19 protein-coding genes and 2 tRNA genes are annotated in these 22,591 nt (G+C 71.2%); 9 read left to right on the forward strand and 12 right to left on the reverse strand.

What is annotated here, in order from left to right; translation table 11 throughout:
• Nucleotides 1-72: 72 nt before the first annotated feature.
• The 12 genes from ACFV04_RS36420 to dnaA form a co-directional block, all read right to left on the reverse strand.
• A tRNA-Ala gene (locus ACFV04_RS36420) sits at nt 73-145 on the reverse strand.
• A 183-nt stretch (nt 146-328) separates the two neighbouring features.
• On the reverse strand, nt 329-457 hold the full coding sequence (locus ACFV04_RS36425) for a DLW-39 family protein (RefSeq protein ID WP_014137031.1): 129 nt from the start codon (nt 455-457) through the stop codon (nt 329-331).
• Nucleotides 458-816: 359 nt separating this feature from the next.
• Nucleotides 817-893: transfer RNA gene (locus ACFV04_RS36430), tRNA-Ile, on the reverse strand.
• A 16-nt stretch (nt 894-909) separates the two neighbouring features.
• Nucleotides 910-2,304 carry a class I SAM-dependent methyltransferase gene (locus ACFV04_RS36435; RefSeq protein WP_380535222.1) on the reverse strand — a complete coding sequence of 465 codons (1,395 nt, stop codon included), beginning with the start codon at nt 2,302-2,304 and terminating at the stop codon, nt 910-912.
• Nucleotides 2,305-2,563: 259 nt separating this feature from the next.
• Complete coding sequence (locus ACFV04_RS36440; protein WP_380337188.1) at nt 2,564-3,301, reverse strand: DUF3566 domain-containing protein; 738 nt, start codon at nt 3,299-3,301, stop codon at nt 2,564-2,566.
• A gap of 150 nt (nt 3,302-3,451) precedes the next feature.
• Complete coding sequence (gene gyrA / locus ACFV04_RS36445) at nt 3,452-5,989, reverse strand: DNA gyrase subunit A (RefSeq protein WP_380337229.1); 2,538 nt, start codon at nt 5,987-5,989, stop codon at nt 3,452-3,454.
• A 131-nt stretch (nt 5,990-6,120) separates the two neighbouring features.
• On the reverse strand, nt 6,121-8,136 hold the full coding sequence (gyrB, locus tag ACFV04_RS36450; RefSeq protein ID WP_380337185.1) for a DNA topoisomerase (ATP-hydrolyzing) subunit B: 2,016 nt from the start codon (nt 8,134-8,136) through the stop codon (nt 6,121-6,123).
• A 268-nt stretch (nt 8,137-8,404) separates the two neighbouring features.
• Nucleotides 8,405-8,953 carry a DUF721 domain-containing protein gene (locus ACFV04_RS36455; protein ID WP_380337182.1) on the reverse strand — a complete coding sequence of 183 codons (549 nt, stop codon included), beginning with the start codon at nt 8,951-8,953 and terminating at the stop codon, nt 8,405-8,407.
• A gap of 129 nt (nt 8,954-9,082) precedes the next feature.
• Nucleotides 9,083-10,216 (reverse strand): DNA replication/repair protein RecF, encoded by a 1,134-nt coding sequence (gene recF / locus ACFV04_RS36460; protein WP_360259978.1) that lies wholly within the window; start codon nt 10,214-10,216, stop codon nt 9,083-9,085.
• Nucleotides 10,217-10,273: 57 nt separating this feature from the next.
• Nucleotides 10,274-11,149 carry a phosphogluconate dehydrogenase (NAD(+)-dependent, decarboxylating) gene (gene gnd, locus ACFV04_RS36465; protein WP_380337178.1) on the reverse strand — a complete coding sequence of 292 codons (876 nt, stop codon included), beginning with the start codon at nt 11,147-11,149 and terminating at the stop codon, nt 10,274-10,276.
• 271 nt (nt 11,150-11,420) lie between these two features.
• Nucleotides 11,421-12,551, reverse strand: coding sequence for a DNA polymerase III subunit beta (dnaN, locus tag ACFV04_RS36470; protein WP_360259983.1), 1,131 nt, complete (start codon nt 12,549-12,551; stop codon nt 11,421-11,423).
• Nucleotides 12,552-13,495: 944 nt separating this feature from the next.
• Nucleotides 13,496-15,349 (reverse strand): chromosomal replication initiator protein DnaA, encoded by a 1,854-nt coding sequence (dnaA, locus tag ACFV04_RS36475; RefSeq protein ID WP_380337175.1) that lies wholly within the window; start codon nt 15,347-15,349, stop codon nt 13,496-13,498.
• 353 nt (nt 15,350-15,702) lie between these two features.
• Between dnaA and rpmH the strand changes: the two genes are divergently transcribed.
• From rpmH to ACFV04_RS36520, 9 genes are all read left to right on the forward strand, one after another.
• Entirely contained in the window at nt 15,703-15,840 is a 138-nt protein-coding gene (rpmH, locus tag ACFV04_RS36480; RefSeq protein WP_030059672.1) for a 50S ribosomal protein L34, read from the forward strand.
• Between the two features lie 18 nt (nt 15,841-15,858).
• Entirely contained in the window at nt 15,859-16,287 is a 429-nt protein-coding gene (gene rnpA / locus ACFV04_RS36485; protein WP_360259987.1) for a ribonuclease P protein component, read from the forward strand.
• Nucleotides 16,284-16,655 carry a membrane protein insertion efficiency factor YidD gene (gene yidD, locus ACFV04_RS36490; RefSeq protein ID WP_380337172.1) on the forward strand — a complete coding sequence of 124 codons (372 nt, stop codon included), beginning with the start codon at nt 16,284-16,286 and terminating at the stop codon, nt 16,653-16,655. The genes rnpA and yidD overlap by 4 nt, the downstream gene beginning before the upstream one ends.
• Nucleotides 16,652-17,803, forward strand: coding sequence for a membrane protein insertase YidC (yidC, locus tag ACFV04_RS36495; protein ID WP_380337169.1), 1,152 nt, complete (start codon nt 16,652-16,654; stop codon nt 17,801-17,803). Before yidD ends, yidC begins: the two co-directional genes overlap by 4 nt.
• Nucleotides 17,804-17,887: 84 nt before the next feature.
• On the forward strand, nt 17,888-18,418 hold the full coding sequence (locus ACFV04_RS36500; RefSeq protein ID WP_360259995.1) for a R3H domain-containing nucleic acid-binding protein: 531 nt from the start codon (nt 17,888-17,890) through the stop codon (nt 18,416-18,418).
• 178 nt (nt 18,419-18,596) lie between these two features.
• The gene (gene rsmG, locus ACFV04_RS36505; RefSeq protein ID WP_380337165.1) at nt 18,597-19,433 is read left to right on the forward strand and encodes a 16S rRNA (guanine(527)-N(7))-methyltransferase RsmG; all 837 of its coding nucleotides are present in this window, start codon (nt 18,597-18,599) and stop codon (nt 19,431-19,433) included.
• A gap of 316 nt (nt 19,434-19,749) precedes the next feature.
• The gene (locus ACFV04_RS36510; protein ID WP_380337226.1) at nt 19,750-20,694 is read left to right on the forward strand and encodes a ParA family protein; all 945 of its coding nucleotides are present in this window, start codon (nt 19,750-19,752) and stop codon (nt 20,692-20,694) included.
• On the forward strand, nt 20,691-21,749 hold the full coding sequence (locus ACFV04_RS36515; protein WP_380337162.1) for a ParB/RepB/Spo0J family partition protein: 1,059 nt from the start codon (nt 20,691-20,693) through the stop codon (nt 21,747-21,749). The genes ACFV04_RS36510 and ACFV04_RS36515 overlap by 4 nt, the downstream gene beginning before the upstream one ends.
• A 131-nt stretch (nt 21,750-21,880) precedes the next feature.
• Complete coding sequence (locus ACFV04_RS36520; RefSeq protein WP_360260004.1) at nt 21,881-22,498, forward strand: GNAT family N-acetyltransferase; 618 nt, start codon at nt 21,881-21,883, stop codon at nt 22,496-22,498.
• Nucleotides 22,499-22,591: the final 93 nt, after the last annotated feature.

Below are 22,591 nucleotides of genomic sequence, written 5' to 3' on the forward strand. Positions count from 1 at the left end.
CGGGCGCTTAAAGAGATTTGGGCGGCCTCCCTGGCCCCTGGCGGGCGGCCGATCGGTGACTGCTACGAACTGTGGAGCATAGGAGACTCGAACTCCTGACATCTGCCTTGCAAAGGCAGCGCTCTACCAACTGAGCTAATGCCCCTCGACGGCACCGCGCGTGCCAACGGGCACTAGCGTACCGGGTTCCGGCGCGTTTCCCAGCGCCGTCCCCCGTCGGCAGTGCCGTTCCCCGGGTGCGGCCGGTCCGGTCGGTCGACCGGGCCGGCCGGCCCGGGAGGCGCGGGTCGGCGCCTCCGAAGACCGTCGATCGTCAGATCGCCCGGATTCAGCGACCGGCCGGGACCGGGTCGGTGGCCTCGGTCCACAGGTCCTGCTCGGCGCGGTCCGCCTGGACCTGACGGTAGACAAAGAAGCCGCCGAGGGCGACCAGGGCGACCAGGAGAAGCTTCTTCACCGCGGGACCTCGTCCTTCTTGCGTTGGTGGACTCAAGAGCCGGATCCGGCCTGACTGACCGGGCCGACGAGTCCAGTTGCGTTTCGAGCGCGAACGGGCGGCCGGGTGCCAGACCGCCCTTGCGGCCGATGATACACACCGGTGTCCCAATCGTGACCAGCCACCGGTGCGGCCAACCCGGCGGTCCGGTCCGAGGATTGACGCAGCACCTCCTACCGGCCGCTCCGCCCGGGTGCGACCGGCCCGGGGAGGGCCCGTGCGGGCCGGGCCCGTACGGCCCGGGCGCCGCCTCCGCCGGCCTGCTCAGCAGCCCGAAAACGTCGAAGGCCCCGGAGTGGATCACTCCGGGGCCTTCGGGGTGGTGGGCCTAACAGGACTTGAACCTGTGGCCTCTTCCTTATCAGGGAAGCGCTCTAACCGTCTGAGCTATAGGCCCTTGCCGCACTGAAAGATTAGCGGACCGACGGCCGATCCCCCAAATCCGGATCGGCCGGGGCCGCGGCGGGGATCCCGGCGAACAGCTGCGGCGCGCCGGCGGCGGGGCGCAGCAGCCACTCCTCGCGGGTCGGCGGGAGGCCCGCCGACCCGCCCTCGGTGCCGCGAACGGCGAGGACCTGGTTGATCCCGATCCGGTTCTGCTCGAAGGCGAGCGCGGAGGCCGCCATGTACAGCCGCCAGACCCGGGCCCGGCCCCGGCCGACCAGCCGGACGGCCTCCGTCCAGTGCGCTTCCAGGTTGGCCACCCACTCGCGCAGGGTCAGCCCGTAGTGCTCGCGCAGCGACTCGACGTCCCGGACCTCGAAGCCGGCCTCCTCCAGCCGGGCCACGGTGGAACCGACGGGGGAGAGCTCGCCGTCGGGGAAGACGTAGCGGTCGATGAAGGGGCTGGTGCGGTGCGGCTCACCGGGGTGGTCGGGGCGGCGGGCGATCTGGTGGTTGAGCAGCCGGCCGCCGGGGGCCAGCAGCCGGTACAGGCCCTCCGCGTAGATCCGGTACTGCTCGGAGCCGACGTGCTCGGCCATCCCGACGCTGGAGATCGCGTCGAACGGCCCGTCCGTGATCTCCCGGTAGTCCTGGAGCCGGACCTCGACCCGGTCGGTCAGGCCGGCCGCCTCGACCCGGGCGCGGGCCAGCGCGACCTGTTCGGTGGAGATGGACACGCCGACCGCGACGACCCCGTAGTGCTCCGCCGCGTGCAGCAGGAGTGAGCCCCAGCCGCAGCCGACGTCCAGCAGGCGCATCCCGGGCCGCAGACCGAGCTTGCGGCAGATCAGGTCGAGCTTGGCCTCCTGGGCGGCTTCCAGGCTCTTCGCCCCCGGCGTCCAGTAGGCGCACGAGTAGACCATCGAGGAGCCCAGCACGAGGCCGTAGAAGTCGTTCCCGACGTCGTAGTGGTGGCTGATGGCCGCGCGGTCCCGGTTGCGGCTGTGCAGCCGCTCCCGGGCCCTGCTGACCTCCTCCCGGGGCGGCGCCGGCTCGGGGCCGAGCGCCCCGGCCCGCAGGGCGGCCGCGAGGACCCGGCGGCCCCCGGCGCCGAGGACGTCGCGCGGTCCGAGGGCGAGCGTGCGGATCTCCGGCCGCTCGGCGAACCGGCCGACCGCCGAGAGCACCTCGTAGAGGTCGGTGCCGGGGGCGACCTCCAGGTCCCCGGCGACGTAGGCGCGGGCGAGGCCCAGCTCGCCGGGCTGCCAGAGCACGCGGCGCAGTGCCCGGCGGTTGCGCAGGACCACGGTGGGCGCCCCCGGCGGCCCGGCGACGCTGCCGTCCCAGACCCGGACCCGCAGCGGTACCGGAACCCCCAGCAGCCCTTCCAGGGCCTCGACCAGTTGACCTGCGAGCTTCGCCACCGCGCGCCTCCGTCCAGTCGTCCTGCTGAACCCACCCGGCCCGGTCGGGCGGACCGGGGGCGGCCTGCGGCACTCCCAGGCGCGGAACGGGCGCCACCCAGCTAATCCCACCGCGGCCGACCGGCTTCCGGGCGGCACGCCGCGGGGTGCCGGCTGTCACCCGAATGCCGAACGGGCCCCACCGGCTGCAACAGCCGGTGGGGCCCGTACATTCCGTCCGTGGACGGGGAACTGAGCGCGGGTCAGGACCCGGTCGGGATCAGTCCTCCTCGGCCAGGGTCAGCTCGACGCCGCCGGTGAAGCCGGCCGCCGCGTTGTAGATGAACGCGGAGAGGGTGGACAGCGCGGTCAGCAGGACGACGTCGACCACGGCGATCAGCGTGGTGAAGGTCATCACCTTGCCGAAGCCGACGTAGTCCATGAGGTTGACGCCGCCGGTGCTGTCGGAGCCCGTGACGTCCTTGAGGGTCTTGCTCAGCGAATCGAAGACGCCGAGCGAGTCCAGCGTCATCCACAGCACGGCCGAGGCCACGATGATGATGATGCCGACGGCCAGCGACAGCAGGAAGCTGACCTTCATCACGGACCACGGGTCGACCTTGGTCACCCGCAGCCGGGCCTTGCGGGTCCGGCCGAGGCCGGGACCGGCCGCCGCGGGCGCGCCGGCGGGGCGGCGGGCCGCCCCGGGGACGGGGGTGCCGCCCGGCGGCGTGTTGCCGGAGGTCCGGGTGCCCCGGGCCGGGGTCGGCTGCCCCTTGGCGTACGTGGTCGGCTGGGAGAAGCCCCCCGAGCCGGGCGCCGCGGCGCCCGGCGGCGGAGGCGTCTGACCGCCGTAGGTCGCGCCGCTCTGACCCGCGCCCCCGGCCGACGGCATCAGCGAGGTGGACGCGGCCGAGTGCTCGGTCGGCGGCTGCGGTACGCCGCCGTACGACCCCCCGCCCTGCGCGCCCGGACGGCCGCCGGAGGTTCCTCCCGCAGCACCCGTGGCTCCACTCACCTGGTCCTCCCGCACTTCCCACCAGGGCGGCGGCGCCGCCCTGCTTCGTCACTCGTCATCCAGCGCCCGGCGGGATTGCCCGGAACTGGTCGGCGTCCGGTGGCGCCGCGTCCTCTCTGTGGACGCGGCATCACCGGTCTGCGGTTCGTTTCAGGCCTCGACGTCTCCGTCGACCACCGTCTCCGTACCCTCGGCCGTCTCGGTGGACTCGGTGCCAGCGACCTCGTCCTCCGCAGTCTCCTCGTCCTCGGCTTCCGCGTTGCGGGCCATGCCCACGACCGCGTCACGCTTCCCGAGGTTGATCAGTTGGACGCCCATCGTGTCACGTCCGGTTTCACGAACCTCGGAAACCCTTGTGCGAATCACCCCACCCGAGAGGGTGATCGCCATGATCTCGTCGGATTCGTCGACCACGAGTGCGCCGACGAGCGAGCCGCGGCCCTCGACGATCTTCGCCGCCTTGGTGCCGTAACCGCCGCGTCCCTGGACACGGTACTCGTCCACGCCGGTGCGCTTGGCGTACCCGCCGTCCGTGGCGGTGAAGACGTAGGTGCCCGGACGGACGACGTTCATCGAGAGCAGTTCGTCGTCCTCGCGGAAGGCCATGCCCTTGACGCCGGAGGTCGCGCGGCCGGTGGGCCGCAGGGCGTCGTCGGTCGCGGTGAAGCGGATCGACTGGGCCTTCTTGGAGACCAGCAGCAGGTCGTCCTCGGAGGAGACCAGCTCGGCGCCGATCAGCTCGTCGTCCCGGCCCTCCTCGTCCTGGCGCAGGTTGATCGCGATCAGGCCGCCGGAGCGCGGGGAGTCGTAGTCCTTCAACGGGGACTTCTTCACCAGGCCGGCCCGGGTGGCGAGGACCAGGTACGGCTTGTCCTCGTACGTCCGGACGGCCATCACCTGGGCGATGTGCTCCTCCGGCTGGAAGGCCAGCAGGTTGGCGACGTGCTGACCGCGGGCGTCGCGGCCGGCGTCCGGCAGCTCGTAGCCCTTGGCGCGGTAGACCCGGCCCTTGTTGGTGAAGAACAGGATCCAGTTGTGGGTCGTCGTCACGAAGAAGTGGTCGACGATGTCGTCCTGCTTCAGCTGGGCACCGCGCACGCCCTTGCCGCCGCGCTTCTGCGAGCGGTAGAGGTCGGAGCGGGTCCGCTTGACGTAGCCGCCACGGGTGATCGTGACGACGATGTCCTCCTCGGCGATGAGGTCCTCGATGGAGAGGTCGCCGTCGGACGGGATGAGGGTGGAGCGCCGGTCGTCGCCGTACTTCTCGACGATCGCGGTGAGCTCCTCGGAGATGATCTCCCGCTGGCGGGTCGGCGAGGCCAGGATCGCGTTGTACTCGTCGATCTTGCGCTGCAGCTCGTCGTGCTCGTCCGTGATCCGCTGGCGCTCCAGGGCGGCCAGGCGGCGGAGCTGCATCTCCAGGATGGCGTTGGCCTGCAGCTCGTCGATGTCGAGCAGGCCCATCAGGCCGGTGCGGGCGGCGTCGGCGCTCGCCGAGGCCCGGATCAGCGCGATGACCTCGTCGATCAGGTCCAGGGCCTTGAGCAGGGCGCGCAGGATGTGGGCGCGCTCCTCGGCCTTGCGCAGGCGGAAGGTGGTGCGCCGGACGATGACCTCGACCTGGTGGTTGACCCAGTGCCGGATGAAGGCGTCGAGCGACAGGGTGCGCGGCACGCCGTCGACCAGGGCCAGCATGTTGGCGCCGAAGTTGGTCTGCAGCTCGGTGTGCTTGTACAGGTTGTTCAGCACGACCTTGGCGACCGCGTCGCGCTTGAGCACGACCACCAGGCGGGTGCCGGTGCGGGACGAGGACTCGTCGCGGACGTCGGCGATGCCGGCGACCCGGCCGTCCTTGACCAGGTCGGCGATCTTCAGCGCGAGGTTGTCCGGGTTGACCTGGTACGGCAGCTCGGTGATCACCAGGCACTGGCGGCCCTGGATCTCCTCGACCTCGACGACGGCGCGCATGGTGACCGAGCCGCGGCCGGTGCGGTAGTAGTCGTCGATCCCGCGGTGGCCGACGATCAGCGCACCGGTGGGGAAGTCGGGGCCCTTGATCCGCTCGATCAGGGCCTCCAGCAGCTCCTCGTTGGAGGCGTCCGGGTGCTCCAGCGCCCAGAGCGCACCGGAGGCGACCTCACGGAGGTTGTGCGGCGGGATGTTGGTGGCCATGCCGACCGCGATGCCGGTGGCACCGTTGACCAGCAGGTTGGGGATGCGCGCGGGCAGGACGGTCGGCTCCTGCGAGCGGCCGTCGTAGTTGGCGGCGAAGTCGACGGTGTCCTCGTCGATGTCGCGCATCATCTCCATGGCCAGCGGCATCATCTTGCACTCGGTGTAGCGCATGGCCGCGGCCGGGTCGTTGCCCGGGGACCCGAAGTTGCCGTTGCCGTCCACCAGCGGCATCCGCAGCGACCACGGCTGGGCCAGCCGGACCACGGTGTCGTAGATCGAGGTGTCACCGTGCGGGTGGTAGTTGCCCATGACGTCGCCGACGACGCGGGCGCACTTGTAGTAGCCCTTCTCGGGGCGGTACCCGCCGTCGTACATCGCGTAGAGCACGCGGCGGTGCACCGGCTTGAGGCCGTCGCGGACCTCGGGCAGCGCTCGGCTGACGATCACGCTCATCGCGTAGTCGAGGTACGAGCGCTGCATCTCGGTCTCGAGCTCGACCGGCTCGATCCGCATGGTCGCCTGGGCGGTGGCCTCGGCGGCCTCGGGGGTCTCGGGCTGTTCGCCTTCGGGACGGTTGTCGTCGACCACTGGTGGTCAGTTTCCTTTCACGCGGACTGGTACGTGCGGGGCCTGGGCTGCAGGCGTCACACGTCCAGGAAGCGGACGTCCTTGGCGTTGCGCTGGATGAAGGAGCGGCGGGCCTCGACGTCCTCGCCCATCAGCACGGAGAACAGCTCGTCGGCGCGGGCGGCGTCCTCCAGGGTGACCTGGAGCAGCAGCCGGTGCTCGGCGTCCATGGTGGTGACCCGGAGCTCCTCGGCGTTCATCTCGCCGAGACCCTTGAAGCGCTGGATCGCGTCGTCCTTGGGGAGCCGGCGCCCGGCCCCGACCCCGGCCGCGATCAGCGCGTCGCGCTCGCGGTCGGAGTAGGCGTACTCGAAGTCGTCCTTGCCCCACTTGATCTTGTACAGCGGCGGCATGGCGAGGTAGACGTACCCGGACTCGACCAGCGGCCGCATGAAGCGGAACAGCAGGGTCAGCAGCAGGGTGCGGATGTGCTGCCCGTCGACGTCGGCGTCGGCCATCAGGACGATCTTGTGGTACCGCAGCTTGGACTCGTCGTAGTCCTCCTGGATGCCGCAGCCGAAGGCCGAGATCAGCGCCTGGACCTCGGTGTTCTGCAGCACCTTGTCGATCCGGGCCTTCTCGACGTTCAGGATCTTGCCGCGGATCGGCAGGATGGCCTGGGTGCGCGGGTCGCGGCCCTGCTTGGCCGAGCCGCCGGCGGAGTCACCCTCGACGATGAAGATCTCGCACTCGGACGGGTCCTTGGACTGGCAGTCCGAGAGCTTGCCCGGCAGCGAGGCGGACTCCAGCAGGCCCTTGCGACGCGTGAGGTCGCGGGCCTTGCGGGCGGCGACGCGCGCGGTGGCGGCCTGGATGGACTTGCGGATGATGTCCGAGGCCTCGGTGGGGTTGCGGTCCAGCCAGTCGTTCAGGTGCTCGTGGACGACCTTCTGGACGAAGGTCTTGGCCTCGGTGTTGCCGAGCTTGTCCTTGGTCTGGCCCTCGAACTGCGGCTCGCCGAGCTTGACCGAGATGATCGCGGTCAGGCCCTCGCGGATGTCCTCGCCGGAGAGGTTGTCGTCCTTCTCGCGGAGCAGCTTCTTGTCCCGCGCGTAGCGGTTGACCAGGCCGGTCAGCGCGGCGCGGAAGCCCTCCTCGTGGGTGCCGCCGCCGTGCGTGTGGATGGTGTTGGCGAAGCTGTAGACCCCCTCGGTGTAGGAGGAGTTCCACTGCATCGCGATCTCCACCGAGATCGCCTTGTCCTTGTCCTCCGCCTCGAAGTCGATCACCGAGGGGTGGATGACCTCGCCCTTGCGGGAGTTGAGGTGGGCGACGAAGTCGGCGATGCCGCCGTCGTACTTGTACGTGACGGTGAGCGGCTTGCCCTCCTCGTCCACGTGCTCCGGGCGCTCGTCGGTCAGCGAGATCGACAGGCCCTTGTTGAGGAAGGCCATCTCCTGGAAGCGCCGGGAGAGCGTCTCGAAGGAGTAGACGGTGGTCTCGAAGATGTCGGCGTCGGCCCAGAAGGTGACCGTGGTGCCGGTCCGTTCGGTCGCCTCGCCCTTGGCCAGGGGGGCGGCCGGGGCACCCATCTTGTAGTCCTGGGTCCAGATGCTGCCGTCCTTGTGGATCTCCACGGAGAGCCTGGTGGACAGCGCGTTCACGACGGAGACGCCGACGCCGTGCAGACCGCCGGAGACGGCGTAGCCGCCGCCGCCGAACTTTCCGCCGGCGTGCAGGACGGTGAGCACGACCTCGACGGCCGGCTTGTCCTGGCCGGGGACGATGTCGACCGGGATGCCTCGGCCGTTGTCGACGACGCGGATCGCGCCGTCGGCCATGATCGTGACGTCGATGGTGTCGGCGTACCCCGCCATCGCCTCGTCGACGGAGTTGTCCACGACCTCCTGCACCAGGTGGTGCAGGCCACGCTCGCCGGTGGAACCGATGTACATGCCGGGGCGCTTGCGGACGGCGTCGAGGCCTTCCAGCACCTGGATGTTGCTACCGGTGTAGGAAGCCTGGTCGGACTGGTCTGGGGTCTGGCTGGGGTTGCCGGAATCGGCCACGAAGCGCCCTCTCTGGCACAGCACGGGCCGCATCCCCGCCCCGTGCGGGCGAGCGTGCGACCACGGCGTTTAGACTCGGTTGCCACTAGCAACAGTGTTTGGCTCTCAGTCTACCGGTACGACTGACAGAGATGGGCGTTTGGCAGCCCTTGAAGGCAGATACGCCGCCCTGAATCCCCTCCGCACGTGTCCCGATACTCGCCCGGGGGCCCCAGAGCGCCTGGGAGGGCTGTCAGGGGTTCCGGAAGATCGCCATCCGATCCGCCCCCCGGGGGACGGGCGGGCGCACCGGTCACCCCCAGGTGTCGCCCGGCCCCTTGCTCCCCGGCGCGCGCAGCCGGCCGTAGCCGCGGGCGGGTGCGGCCGGGCCCAGCACCTTGATGGTCTTGACCGTGCCGTGGCCCAGCTCGTGGTTCAGGCGGGCCACCAACTGCCGTGCCAGCCAACGGAGTTGAGTGGCCCATGCGGTGGAGTCGCACTGCACGGTGAGCACCGCGGCCGCCTCGTCGTAGGAAGAGGGGTGACAGTGCGCGGCGATGTCCGGGCCGACGATCTGCGGCCAGCGCCCCATCACCCCGCCGACGGCGGCCGAGGACTCCCAGCCGCGCTCCGTCAGCAACCTGTTCAGCGCCGCCCCCAGCGGGACCGGGTCCCGGCCGTCCGAACGGGCTCCGCTGCGCAGCCCGTGCCGCTTGGCCTCACGTTTCTGCTGGACCTGCTCACCGCGCTGGCGGGCCTGGGCGCGAGCCGCCCGGAGCACGGAGCGGGCGAGGTCGGCACCGGTCGGCTCGGGGGCGCCGGGCCCGGGGAGGGGGCGTTCGGTCCCCGCCGGATCGCTCACGGCGATCTCCTTTCCCCAGCCTGTGGACAACGGTCACGGTCGCGCGCCCGTCGAGCCTTCCAGCCTACGTGAGCGCCCGGACGCCGCGGATCGCGGCGGTGGTCGTCCTGCGGCCGGGAGGCCGGACGGTCAGGCGTCGACGCGGTCCACGGCCCCGTCGGCCACCGCGAACCGGGCACCGGCCAGGGCCTTCGGCACGTCCTCGGCGACCGCCGCGGTCACCAGCACCTGCTCGCCGTCGGCCACCAGCTCCGCCAGCCGGTCCCGACGGGCCGCGTCCAGCTCGGCGAACACGTCGTCCAGGATCAGCACCGGCTCGCCACCGTCGGACCGCAGCAGTTCGTACGAGGCCAGCCGCAGCGCGAGCGCGTACGACCAGGACTCACCGTGGCTGGCGTAGCCCTTGGCGGGCAGCGGGCCGAGCCTGAGCACCAGCTCGTCGCGGTGCGGGCCGACCAGGGTGAGGCCGCGGTCGACCTCCTGCTTGCGGACCGCCTGCAGCGCCCGCAGCAACTGCTCCTCGGCCTGCTCCCGGCTGGTCGGCAGCTCGCCCTCGAAGGAACTGCGGTACTCCAGGGAGGTCTCGCCGCCACCGGGGGCCAACTGCCCGTAGGCCGCCGTCACCAGCGGCTGCAGGGCGGCCACCAGCTGGATCCGGAAGGCCGTCAACTCGGCTCCGGCGCGCGCCAGATGACCGTCCCAGACCTCCAGGGTGGACAGGTCCGCGCCCTTGCCGCCACCGGCCCGACGGGCCATCGCGGCGGTCTTCAGCAGGGCGTTGCGCTGCTTGAGCACCCGTTCGTAGTCCTGCCGCACACCGGCCAGCCGGGGCGCACGGGCGGTCAGCAGCTCGTCCAGGAAGCGCCGGCGCTCGCCCGGGTCACCCTTGACGAGGCTGAGGTCCTCCGGAGCGAACAGCACGGTGCGCAGCAGGCCCAGCACGTCGCGCGGGCGGACGTTGTCGGAGCGGTTGATCCGGGCCCGGTTGGCCTTGCCCGGGGCGAGCTCCAGCTCGACCAGGGTGGAACGGCCGCGGTCCACCACCGAGGTGCGGATCACCGCCCGCTCGGCGCCCAGCCGGATCAGCGGGGCGTCGGTCGCGACCCGGTGGCTGCCCAGGGTGGCGACGTAACCGATCGCCTCGACCAGGTTGGTCTTGCCCTGGCCGTTGGGCCCCACGAAGGCCGTCACGCCCGGGTCGAGGGGAACCTCGGCCCGGGCGTACGACCGGAAGTCGGCGAGCGACAGGTGCGCGACGTGCATGGCTGTGGACTGCGCCCGCCTTCTGTGGATGGACCGGGGCTCGCGCCCCGGTGGGGACTACTTCGACTCGACCGCGTGGCCGCCGAACTGGTTGCGCAGCGCGGCGATCATCTTCATCTGCGGCGAATCGTCCTGCCGGGAGGCGAAGCGGGCGAACAGCGAGGCGGTGATCGCCGGCAGCGGCACGGCGTGGTCGATCGCGGCCTCGACGGTCCAGCGGCCCTCGCCGGAGTCCGCGGCCCAGCCGCGCAGCTTGGCCAGGTGCTCGTCCTCGTCCAGGGCCCGGACGGCCAGGTCCAGCAGCCAGGAGCGGATGACCGTGCCCTCCTGCCAGCTGCGGAAGACCTCGCGCACGTCGGTGACCTCGGGGGCCGCCTCCAGCAGCTCCCAGCCCTCGGCGAAGGCCTGCATCATCGCGTACTCGATGCCGTTGTGGACCATCTTGGCGAAGTGGCCGGCGCCCACCGCGCCCGCGTGCACCGAGCCGAAGTCACCCTCGGGCTTGAGCGCGTCGAAGACCGGCTGGACCCGGGCGACGTGCTCGGCGTCGCCGCCGTACATCAGCGCGTAGCCGTTCTCCAGGCCCCAGACACCGCCGGAGACACCGCAGTCGACGAAGCCGATGCCCTTGGCGGCCAGCGTCTCGGCGTGCTTGACGTCGTCGGTCCAGCGCGAGTTGCCGCCGTCGACGACCACGTCGCCGGGGGAGAGCAGCTCGGCGAGCTCGTCGACGGTCGCCTGGGTCGCGGCACCGGCCGGGACCATCACCCAGACCACGCGCGGGCCCTGCAGCTTGGTGACGAGCTCCTGCAGGCTCTCGACGTCGGAGATGTCCGGATTGCGGTCGTAGCCGATGACGGTGTGGCCGGCGCGGCGGATCCGCTCGCGCATGTTGCCGCCCATCTTGCCGAGACCGATGAGGCCGAGCTCCATGACCAAGTCCTTACCTGTGGTGACGTGCCTGCCGGCGGCGCCGTTGCCGCACGCCCTGAGCCTACGCGCTGAACCATCGGCGCCCGCCTGTGGTCAGGCCGACCGGGGGAGACGTCCACAGGCTGTGCACAGCGGGTGTGCACAGCCTGTGGACGGGACGCGTACGGCGGGATCAGCCGGGGCGGACCGGGTCAGCCGGAGAGGCGGACCGGCATGCTCCACCCTGTGGGGAGCGACCCCCACACCCCCGGGATCATGCCGCTCCCGGGGATCAGCCGGAGAGGCGGACCGGCATGATCAGGTACTGGTAGGCCTTGTCCTCCTCGGCGTCCACCGAGACCTTGCCGCTGAGCAGGGCGGGCTTGGTCGGGGTGGTGAAGCTGAGCTGGGCGTAGGCGGAGTCGATGGCCTTGAGGCCCTCCTCCAGGTAGCCCGGGTTGAACGCGATCGAGATGGCGTCGCCCTCCAGCGAGGCCTCGATCCGCTCGGTGGCCTGGGCGTCGTCGCCCGAGCCGGCCTCCAGCGTCAGCACGCCCTCCTCGAAGTTGAGGCGGACCGGGGTGTTGCGCTCGGCGACCAGCGAGACGCGCTTGAGCGCCTCCAGGAAGGGCTGGGTCTGGATCGCGGCGACCGCGTTGAACTCGGTCGGGAAGAGGCTGCGGAACTTGGGGAACTCGCCCTCCAGCAGCCGGGTGGTGGTCCGGCGGCCGGCGCCCTCGAAGCCGATCAGGCCCTCGCCCGCGCCGCCCGAGGACAGTGCGATGGAGACGGTGTCGCCGCTGCCCAGGGACTTGGCGATGTCCTGCAGGGTCTTGGCGGGGACCAGGGCGACCGCGGAGATGTCCGACTGCTCGGGCTTCCACAGCAGGTCGCGGACGGCGAAGCGGTAGCGGTCGGTGGCGGCCAGGGTGATCCGGTCGCCCTCGATCTCGACCCGGACGCCGGTGAGCACCGGGAGGGTGTCGTCCCGGCCGGCGGCGACCGCGGCCTGGCTGACGGCGGAGGCGAAGACGTCCCCGGCGACGGTGCCGGTGGCGGTCGGCATCTGGGGCAGCGTCGGGTACTCGTCCACCGGGAGGGTGGGGAGGGTGAAGCGGGAGCTGCCGCAGACCACGCTGACCCGCTGGCCGTCGGTGGAGATCTCCACGGGCCGGTTGGGGAGGTTGCGGGAGATGTCGTTCAGCAGCCGGCCGGAGACCAGGACGGTGCCGGCCTCCTCGACGTCCGCCTCCAGCTCGACCCGGGCCGAGACCTCGTAGTCGAAGCCGGACAGCGCCAGGCTGCCCTCCTGCGCCGTCAGCAGCAGGCCGGCCAGCACCGGCACCGGCGGCCGTGCCGGGAGGCTGCGGGCAGCCCAGGCCACCGCCTCCGCGAGGACGTCACGCTCCACCCGGAACTTCACCGGTAACCGCCTCCTGGATCGAGCGCTCCCGCTCGCACTCTGGTTCGTCTGATCTTGATCGTGGGTCCGCCTGTCCGCCGAGCTCTGCTCACTCCGCTTCCAGTCGCAAGGACAGTCTGACGTACTCCGCCGACAGACGGGGCAGACGGGCGGAAGCAAGCCGAACAGATGTCGGGGTCCACGGCCGGACGCGTTGTCCACAGATTCGGGACCCACCCACTTTGAAAGCAAGTCCACGGTCTATCTGTGTAGTGGTAGTAGTAGGGCCTGTGGAAACCGTGGATAACCCCGTTTCCGCAGGTCAGGGCCCGAATTTTGTCCACAGTCGCTGTGGACGGCGGCTGTGGACGGGCAGGCCGCGCTGTGGACAGCCGAGCGTTACCCACAGGGCACGCAGGGTATCCACAGGTTATCCCCAGGGCTGTCCCCAGATCCGGGCCCGGTTATCCACGGGCGCCGGTCAACTTTTCGTGACGCCTTTCACACCAGGGTATGAACGACGACACACGGTTGTCGAACTGTGGACGCCGCTGTGGACAACCTGGGGATAACCGGCCCGGCCCTGGGGACAACCGGTGGACAACCCGGACGGCCCACTGGTGGCCCGTCAATTGTCCACACCCTGTGGATAACCGTTGTGCACAAGTCCACAGGCACCTGACCTGCGCGGAAGAGCGTAGCGGCGGCGGGCCTGTGGACGAATTCTGGATAACTCCGGGCTCCCCGGCCTGTGGACGGTGGAGAAGCCACCCGCCCTGTGGACAACGGCCTTGCGCGCCCCGGGTTTTCGAATCACCGGTCAGTTGTTCGGCGCGGGCTGTGGACTGGTGGACCGTCCGTCCACCGGGTTCCTGCCCAGCCGGCGCGCGGTGCACACCTGCGGATGCGCGAAAAAGGGCGTCAGGATCGCTCCTGACGCCCTCCGGCCGCGGGTGCGGCAGCCGCTAGCTCTTGATGCGGTTGGTGAGTTCGGTGACCTGGTTGTAGATCGAGCGGCGCTCGGCCATCAGCGAGCGGATCTTGCGGTCCGCGTGCATCACCGTGGTGTGGTCGCGGCCGCCGAACTGCGCGCCGATCTTCGGCAGCGACAGGTCGGTGAGCTCCCGGCACAGGTACATCGCGATCTGGCGGGCCGTCACCAGCACGCGGCTGCGTGAGGATCCGCAGAGGTCGTCCACGCCCAGTCCGAAGTACGCGGCGGTCTGCTGCATGATGACCTGCGCGGTGATCTCCGGGCCGGCGTCCTCGTCGCCGCCGGGGATCAGATCCTTGAGGACGATCCCGGCCAACTCCAGGTCCACCGGCGCCCGGTTGAGGTTGGCGAAGGCGGTGACCCGGATGAGCGCGCCCTCCAACTCCCGGATGTTTCGGGTGATCCGGGACGCGATGAACTCCAACACGTCGGCGGGAGCGTTGAGTTGCTCCTGGATCGCCTTCTTGCGCAGGATCGCGATCCGGGTCTCCAGCTCCGGCGGGGTGACGTCGGTGATCAGTCCCCACTCGAAGCGGTTGCGCAGCCGGTCCTCCAGCGTGGTCAGCAGCTTGGGCGGCCGGTCCGACGAGAGGACGATCTGCTTGTTGGCGTTGTGGAGCGTGTTGAAGGTGTGGAAGAACTCCTCCTGCGTGGACTCCTTGCTCGCGAGGAACTGGATGTCGTCCACGAGCAGGATGTCCATGTCCCGGTAGCGGCGGCGGAAGGTGTCCGCCTTGCCGTCCCGGATCGAGTTGATGAACTCGTTGGTGAACTCCTCGGAGGACACGTAGCGCACCCGGGTGCCCGGGAAGAGGCTGCGCGAGTAGTGCCCGATGGCGTGCAGCAGGTGGGTCTTGCCCAGCCCGGACTCGCCGTAGATGAAGAGCGGGTTGTACGCCTTGGCCGGCGCCTCGGCGACCGCCACGGCCGCCGCGTGCGCGAAGCGGTTGCTCGCGCCGATGACGAAGGTGTCGAACAGGTACTTGGGGTTCAGCCGGGCGGCCGGCTCGTCCTTGCGGGAGCCGCCGGCCGGGGGAGCGCCGGGCGGGGCGGGCACGCCGGGGACGGCGGAGCGCTCCGGGGCGGCCTTCTCCGCGGGGCGGCCGCCGGAGGGGCGGGAACCGGCGGTGCGGCGGCCCGCGCCGCCGCGCGGCTGCTCGTTCGGGCCGGGGCCGTAGGCGCCGCCGAAGAGGTCGCCCTGGGTGGTCGAGGGCGGGCCCGGGACGGGACGCGGCGCGGGGCGGGAGGCGGGCTCCTCGGGCTCGTAGCGGACGGGCTGGTCCTGGTAGCCCGGCCAGCCCTGCGGGCCGGCGGAGGGGCCGCCGTAGGGCGCGGGGCGCTGCTCGTAGCCGCCGGTGTCGTAGCGGGGGCGCTCGTAGTCCTGCCCGTAGGCCGGGTCCTGCTGGTACGGCTGCTCCTGCTCGTACGGCTGGCGCTGCTCGTACGGCTGGTCCTGCTCGTAGGGCTGCTGGTAGTCCTGGCCGCCGTAGCCGCCGGCGTCCTCGGCCGGGCCCGGGTACGGCTCGGCGGGGGCCTGGGGGGCGGGGGTGGTCGGCACGGCGTTGGCGTCGACCATCACGGCGATCCGGACCGGGCGGTCGAGCTCGCGGCTGAGGGCCTCGGTGAGCTGCGGCAGCAGCCGACCCTCCAGCACCTGCTTGGCCCGCTCGTTCGGGGTCGCCAGCAGGGCGGTGTCGTGCATCATCCACATCGGCTGGGTGCGCTGCACCCACTGTTTGTCCATCTCCCCGACATCGGGGTCGCTGACCAGCCGCTCGACGACCCTGGCCCAGACCGGGACGAGGTCGCTGTTGACATCAGCCACTGGTGCACGCTTTCCAAGAACAAACCAGACAAGTCCTGCAACGGTAGTCAGCGAACAGAGCCGGATCAAGTCGTTGTCCACAGGCTGTGGGTAAACCGGGTCGAAGACGGCGGGTTTGACCCTCGGACCCCGTCCCGCGTACCGTAACCAGGTCGAGTTGTCGATGGCCGCTGCCGCATGTCCGCGGGTCCACCCGCTCCATAAGGCGCGCAGCACGGGCGCCGTGGATTGCCTCAGACCCCAGCCGAACTGGGGCGATGGGCCGGATTTCCGAATCAGGGGAGATCACGCGGACGCACGGTGACGGCCAAGCGACCCCCCGTCATCCTACGATTCACCTCAGGAGCCCCCGAGTGAGCAAGCGCACCTTCCAGCCGAACAACCGTCGTCGCGCGAAGACCCACGGCTTCCGGCTGCGTATGCGTACCCGCGCCGGCCGCGCCATCCTGGCTGCCCGCCGTGGCAAGGGCCGCGCCAGCCTGTCCGCCTGATCCGCGCCAGAGTCTGTTGTGCTGCCCTCCGAGAATCGGCTGCGGCGGCGCCAGGACTTCGCGACCGCGGTGAAACGCGGTCGTCGGGCCGGCCGGCCCCTTCTGGTCGTCCATCTCAACAGAGACGGTGACCCGCAGGGGCAGACCGACCGGACCAGCGACTCCCGCCCGCACGTCGCCGAGGGGACTCCTTCGGCGCGTGCGGGTTTCGTCGTGAGCAAGGCCGTCGGCCCGGCGGTCGTTCGCAACCTGGTCAAGCGCCGGTTGCGCCATCTCATCCGTGATCGTCTGTCCAGGCTGCCCGCCGGTAGCCTGATAGTGGTGCGTGCGCTGCCCCAGGCCGCGTCCGCCTCGTACCAGGACCTCGAACGTGACCTGGACGCGGCGCTGAAGCGGTTGCTGAAGGCTGAGCCCGCCGCCACGGCGCCGACGGGAGCAGGGCGATGAAGTACCTGCTGATGGGTCTGATCAGGGTCTACCAGTGGACGATCAGCCCACTGCTCGGTCCGGTCTGCCGTTACTACCCCTCCTGCTCGCACTACGGCTACGAGGCCGTGAAGGTGCACGGGGCGGTCAAGGGCGGCGGGCTGACCGCGTGGCGCATCCTGCGCTGCAATCCGTGGACGCCCGGCGGGGTCGATCACGTCCCGCCGCGCAAGCACCCGGTGTGGCACCGGCGGTTGCGAGACTGGCTGCAGAGCCGGTCCGCCGCCGGAGTGCCGGTGACCGCACCCCCCGCCGGTCCGGACCCCGAGGGCCCGGCGCCCATTGGCCCCGCACGGCCGATCCACCTGTCCAAGGAGCCTGACCGGTGACCTTCTCCTTCCTGAATCCCCTGTACACAGCGGTGTCCTGGATCATCGTCCAGTTCCACTCGCTGTACAGCCACGTCTTCAACCCGGACGGTGGCTGGGCCTGGGGTCTTTCCATCGCCTCGATGGTGGTCGTCATCCGGATCTGCCTGATCCCGCTCTTCGTGAAGCAGATCAAGGCGACCCGGGCCATGCAGGCGATCCAGCCGAAGATGAAGGCCATCCAGGAGCGCTACAAGAACGACCGGCAGCGCCAGTCCGAAGAGATGATGAAGCTGTACAAGGAGGCGGGTACCAACCCGTTCTCCAGCTGCCTTCCCATCATCGTGCAGGCGCCGTTCTTCACCGCCCTCTACGGGGTGCTCGCCAAGGTCGCCAAGGGCCAGGACATCGGCGTCATCCACGGTGACCTGCTGGTGAGCGCCGGCAAGGCGCACATCTTCGGTGCCCCGCTCTCCGCGACCTTCGTCGGCAGCACCGAGACCAGCGTCAAGATCGTCACCGCGGTGATGATCATCATGATGTCGCTGTCGCAGTTCGTCACCCAGCGCCAGCTGATGACCAAGAACGTCGACCTCACGGTGAAGACGCCGTTCATGCAGCAGCAGAAGATGCTGATGTACGTCTTCCCGGTCATGTTCGCCGTGATGGGCATCAACTTCCCGGTCGGCGTCCTGGTCTACTGGCTGACCACCAACGTCTGGTCGATGGGCCAGCAGCTGATCGTCATCCACAACAACCCGACCCCGGGCAGCAAGGCCTGGGAGGAGCGCCAGGCCCGGCTGAAGAAGGCCGGCCGACTGCGTCCGGACGGCACGGAGATCAAGGGTGCGCTCTGGGGGATGCTGCCCCCGTCCAAGGACGCGCTCAACGCCGCGTCCGCCGCGTCCGCGGTGGTCGAGGAATCGGTGCAGGCCCGCCGCCAGCAGCCCCGCCGGCAGTCCAAGGCACAGCGCCAGCACGGCACCGCCGGCCAGCAGGGCGAGTCCGGCAAGGACACCCCGGCCGAGGAACCCGCCGACGCCGTCCCGGCCGAGCCGGAGACCAAGCCGGCGGCCGCCAAGCAGGCCGCGACCAAGCCCGCCGGTACCAAGCAGGGCACCCGGCAGCAGCCGAAGCGCGGTGGCCAGCGGCCGAAGAAGAAGTCCTGACCCGGTCCCGGGGCCTGACGTGACAGCTGCGAAGAGCTTCGTTCCCGGCCCGTTCGACGGGCCCATCCCCGAAGGAGTCCATCAGTGACGGAAGGCACCATCTCCGCCGTCGAGGCCGAGGCCGCCGCCAGCGCCGACGAGAACCTCGTCTCCCGCCTGGAGCAGGAGGGCGACATCGCGGCGGACTACCTGGAGGGTCTGCTCGACATCGCGGACCTCGACGGTGACATCGACATGGACGTCGAGGGCGACCGTGCCCTGGTCTCCATCGTCAGCGACGGCAACGACCGCGCGCTGCAGCGCCTGGTCGGCCAGGACGGCGAGGTGCTGGAGGCCCTGCAGGAGCTGACCCGGTTGGCTGTCCACCGGGAGACCGGCGAGCGCAGCCGCCTCATGCTGGACATTGCCGGCTTCCGGGCCCGCAAGCGCACCGAGCTGGCCACGCTCGGTGCCGAGGCCGCCGAGCAGGCGAAGAGCAGCGGCGAGCAGGTCAAGCTGCGGCCGATGACGCCGTTCGAGCGCAAGGTCGTCCACGACGCGGTCGCCGCTGCCGGTCTGCGCAGCGAGTCCGAGGGCGAAGAGCCCCAGCGGTGCGTGGTCGTGCTGCCGGCCTGAGGGCGGCAGGTCGATGACCGGCCGCCACGGCGGCCGGAGAGCTTCACCGGACGCGACCCCGTCCGCCTCGTGCGGGCGGGGTCGTCGTCCCTTCCGCGGGGAGCGCCCCGGCGGGAGACGTTTCACGTGAAACAGTGCGTTGAGCGGGTCGGTGGATCCGGGGATCGGAGAGGTCGAGATGGACACGGAGAACGCGGCTGCCGGCCGGCCGGGGGAGGACGTGGACCCGGCCGCCGAGGGGCGGGCCGCCGAGGTGACTGTGCCGAGCGAGGCGGCCGGGCCGGGCGAGGCACCGGCTGTCGCCCGGGAGGTCTTCGGCGACCGCTTCGACGCCGCGGTCCGGTACACCGAGCTGCTGGCCACCGCGGGCGTCCAGCGCGGGCTGATCGGGCCGCGTGAGGTGCCCCGGCTCTGGGACCGCCACGTCCTCAACTGCGCGGTGCTGGCCGAGCTGCTGCCCGACGGCACCTCCCTGTGCGACGTCGGCTCCGGCGCCGGCCTGCCCGGCATCCCGGTGGCGCTGGCCCGGCCGGACGTCTCGGTGACGCTGCTCGAGCCGCTGCTGCGCCGGACCACCTTCCTGGAGGAGGTCGTCCGGGAACTGGGACTGGACAACGTCACGGTGCTGCGCGGCCGCGCCGAGGAGATGGTCGGCAAGCTCGCGGTCGACGTGGTGACCGCCCGGGCGGTGGCGCCGCTGGAGCGGCTGGCCGGCTGGGGCATGCCGCTGCTGCGCCCGCACGGCCAGATGCTGGCGCTCAAGGGGGACAGCGCGGAGCAGGAGCTCGCCGACTCGCGCGCCGGTCTGGCCAAGCTGGGTGCGGTCGAGTGGAGCGTGATCTCGGTCGGCGAGGGCACCCTGGAGACCTCGACCCGGGTGGTCCAGGTCAAGGCGGGGGAGAGCCCCGGCGGTGTGAAGGCCGCGACCCGGCGGGCGAAGGCGGCCCGGGCGGGCCGTACCGCGAGCGCCCGCAACGGCGAGCGCGGCCGGGGCGGGCGGCGCCGCACCCGCTGACCGGGTGACGTCGGACACGCACGGACAGGGGCGGACGCCTCCTCCACGGGAGGGGCGTCCGCCCCTCGTCGTCCGGGGTGGCGGGCGGGCCCCCGTCCGGTGTCCGGTGGAGCACCCCCGGGGCACCGGAGTGTCGCAACGTCAGATTTAGGGCATAGCGGGCATGGTGTTTCACGTGAAACGTCGCCCCTCGCTCTCGGACAGTCTCGATTTGCGGCTCCGCCGCGGGCTCGGCCTCTTCCGGGCTGCGACTGTTGCCGCTCCGGTTCCACGTGAAACACTGACCCCCATGCAGGACTCGGAGACCATCGACCAGATCGATGACACGCCCATCGCGCGGGCTGCCCAGGCTGCGGTCCAGGCGATCGGCCGAGCGGGAGAGGGTCTGCCCCGACCCGCCGCCACCCGGGTGATCGTGGTCGCCAACCAGAAGGGCGGGGTCGGCAAGACCACCACCACCGTGAACATGGCCGCCTCGCTGGCCATGCACGGGCTGCGCGTCCTGGTCGTCGACCTCGATCCGCAGGGCAACGCCTCCACGGCACTGGGCATCGACCACCACGCCGACGTGCCGTCCATCTACGACGTCCTGGTGGAGGGCAAGCCCCTGGCCGACGTGGTGCAGCCGGTGCACGACGTCGAGGGGCTGTTCTGCGTCCCCGCCACCATCGACCTGGCCGGTGCCGAGATCGAGCTGGTCTCCCTGGTGGCCCGGGAGAGCCGGCTCCAGCGCGCCATCGCGGCGTACGAGCAGCCGCTGGACTACATCCTGATCGACTGCCCGCCCTCGCTGGGCCTGCTGACGGTCAACGCCCTGGTCGCCGGCCAGGAGGTGCTGATCCCGATCCAGTGCGAGTACTACGCGCTGGAGGGCCTCGGCCAGCTGCTGCGCAACGTCGAGCTGGTGCGCGCCCACCTCAACCCCGCGCTGCACGTGTCGACCATCCTGCTCACCATGTACGACGCCCGGACCAGGCTGGCCGCCCAGGTCGCCGAAGAGGTCCGGACCCACTTCCCGCAAGAGGTGCTGAGCACGGCGATCCCCCGCTCGGTGCGCATCTCGGAGGCGCCCAGCTACGGGCAGACGGTGCTCACCTACGACCCGGGCTCGACCGGGGCGCTCTCCTACCTGGAGGCGGCCCGCGAGCTCGCGCTGCGTGCGGTGGGCCAGGGCGGCTCGCTGGTGGGTCAGCAGCGGGACGGCCAGCAGGGGCACGGTGCCCCGGTGGCACAGCACGGCACGACGGAGGGTCATCAGTGAGTGGTCGCAGGGGTCTGGGTCGAGGGCTGGAGGCGTTGATCCGCCCCGCCGCGCCGGTGGACGGCGGGGCGGCGGCGGCGAAGCCCGCGCCCACCGCGCCCGCACCGGCCGCTCCGGTGGCGCCGGGCGCGGTGCCGCCGCTGCCGAGCGGCCGCGGCACGGTGGCGGCCCGGGCGGCCGCCGAGAAGCAGGCCGAGCAGGCGCAGCCGGCCGGTGCCTACTTCGCCGAGCTGCCGCTGGACGCGATCACCCCCAACCCGCGCCAGCCGCGCGAGGTCTTCGACGACGACAAGCTGGCCGAGCTGGTCACCTCCATCAAGGAGGTCGGTCTGCTCCAGCCGATCGTGGTGCGCCAGGTCGGCGTCGACAGCTTCGAGCTGATCATGGGCGAGCGCCGCTGGCGCGCGTCCCGGGAGGCCGGGCTGGAGCGGATCCCGGCGATCGTCCGGGCCACCGAGGACGACAAGCTGCTGCTGGACGCCCTCCTGGAGAACCTGCACCGGGCCGAGCTGAACCCGCTGGAGGAGGCCGCCGCCTACGACCAGCTGCTGCGGGACTTCTCCTGCACCCACGAGGAGCTGGCCGACCGGATCGGCCGCTCGCGCGCGCACGTTTCCAACACCCTGCGGCTGATGAAGCTCCCCCCGACCGTGCAGACCCGGCTGGTGGCCGGAACGCTGACGGCCGGGCACGCCCGGGCGCTGCTCGGGGTGCCGGACGCCGCGCAGCAGGAGCTGCTGGCCGCGCGGATCGTGGCCGAGGCCCTCACGGTGCGCAACGTCGAGGAGATCGTCCTGCTGATGCGCCCGGAGGAGGGGAAGAACCCCAAGCGCCAGGCGCCCAAGGCGGGCAAGCTGCTCTCCCCGGCCTTCAACGACCTGGCGAGCCGGCTGTCGGACCGCTTCGACACCCGGGTCAAGGTCGAGGTCTCGCAGCGCGGCGGCAAGCTGGGCAAGGGCAAGGTGGTGCTGGAGTTCGGTTCGGTGGAGGACCTCAACCGGATCCTGGAGGGCATGGCCCCCGGCGAGGACGGTCTGCGGCTGTCGCAGGGCTGAGCCGGGCTTCGGGCCGAGGGCACCGGACCGATGGGTGCGTGCTTCACGTGAGCGCTGTTTCACGTGAAACATGCACCCATCGGTGTTCGTGGGGGAATGCTCGACCGTGAGGTGGAGGAGGAGGTACGGGCATGGGACGCCGGATCGCTCCGCTGACGCTGGACAACCTGGGGGACCTCCCGGCCGGCTGCCGCTCCTGCGTGTTCTGGGAGCTGGATCCGGTCAGCGCCAAGGAGGCGGTGGAGTCCGGGAAGCCGGAGCTGGAGAAGGAGGGGTGGATCTCCACGGTGCTGCTGGAGTGGGGTTCCTGCGGTCGGCTCGTCTACGTGGACGACCGGCCCGCGGGGTTCGTGCTCTACGCGCCGCCCGCCTACGTCCCCCGCTCACAGTCCTTCCCGACCAGTCCGGTCTCGCCGGACGCCGTCCAGCTGATGGTCAGCCGGGTGCTGCCGGGCTACCAGGGCCAGGGACTCGGCAGGGTGCTGGTGCAGACGGTGGCCAAGGACCTGATCGGGCGCGGGGTGCGGGCGATCGAGGCCTTCGGCTCGGCCGGAAGGCTGCCGATCAGCTGCGTGCTGCCGGCCGACCACCTGCTCGCGGTCGGCTTCAGGACCGTCCGGCCGCACGCCCGCTACCCGAGGCTGCGGCTGGAGGCGCGGACCACGCTCTCCTGGCGCGGGGACGTGGAGGGGGCGCTGGAGCGGCTGCTCGGCGGCGGGCGCAAGGAGCCGGCGCTGCGGCCGTTCTGAACGGGCCGGGGGCGGGCGGCGCGGCGGGGACCGCGGGAGCGGGACGAAGAACGGCGGCGGGGGTGCCCCCACCGGGGGCACCCCCGCCCCGGG

It is taken from the genome of Kitasatospora sp. NPDC059599 (assembly GCF_042735125.1).
In the GTDB taxonomy this organism is placed as follows: Bacteria; Actinomycetota; Actinomycetes; order Streptomycetales; family Streptomycetaceae; genus Kitasatospora.

Excerpts from the sequence above, each read along its gene's own strand:
- gyrA (WP_380337229.1), bottom strand. The coding sequence starts at position 5,989 with ATGCGGATCGAGCCGGTCGAGCTCGAGACCGAGATGCAGCGCTCGTAC.
- recF (WP_360259978.1), bottom strand. The coding sequence starts at position 10,216 with ATGCACGTCGCGCACCTGTCGCTCGCCGACTTCCGGTCGTACGCCCGG.
- gnd (WP_380337178.1), bottom strand. The coding sequence starts at position 11,149 with ATGGAGCTCGGCCTCATCGGTCTCGGCAAGATGGGCGGCAACATGCGC.
- yidD (WP_380337172.1), top strand. The coding sequence starts at position 16,284 with ATGAAGTACCTGCTGATGGGTCTGATCAGGGTCTACCAGTGGACGATC.
- rsmG (WP_380337165.1), top strand. The coding sequence starts at position 18,597 with ATGGACACGGAGAACGCGGCTGCCGGCCGGCCGGGGGAGGACGTGGAC.
- ACFV04_RS36520 (WP_360260004.1), top strand. The coding sequence starts at position 21,881 with ATGGGACGCCGGATCGCTCCGCTGACGCTGGACAACCTGGGGGACCTC.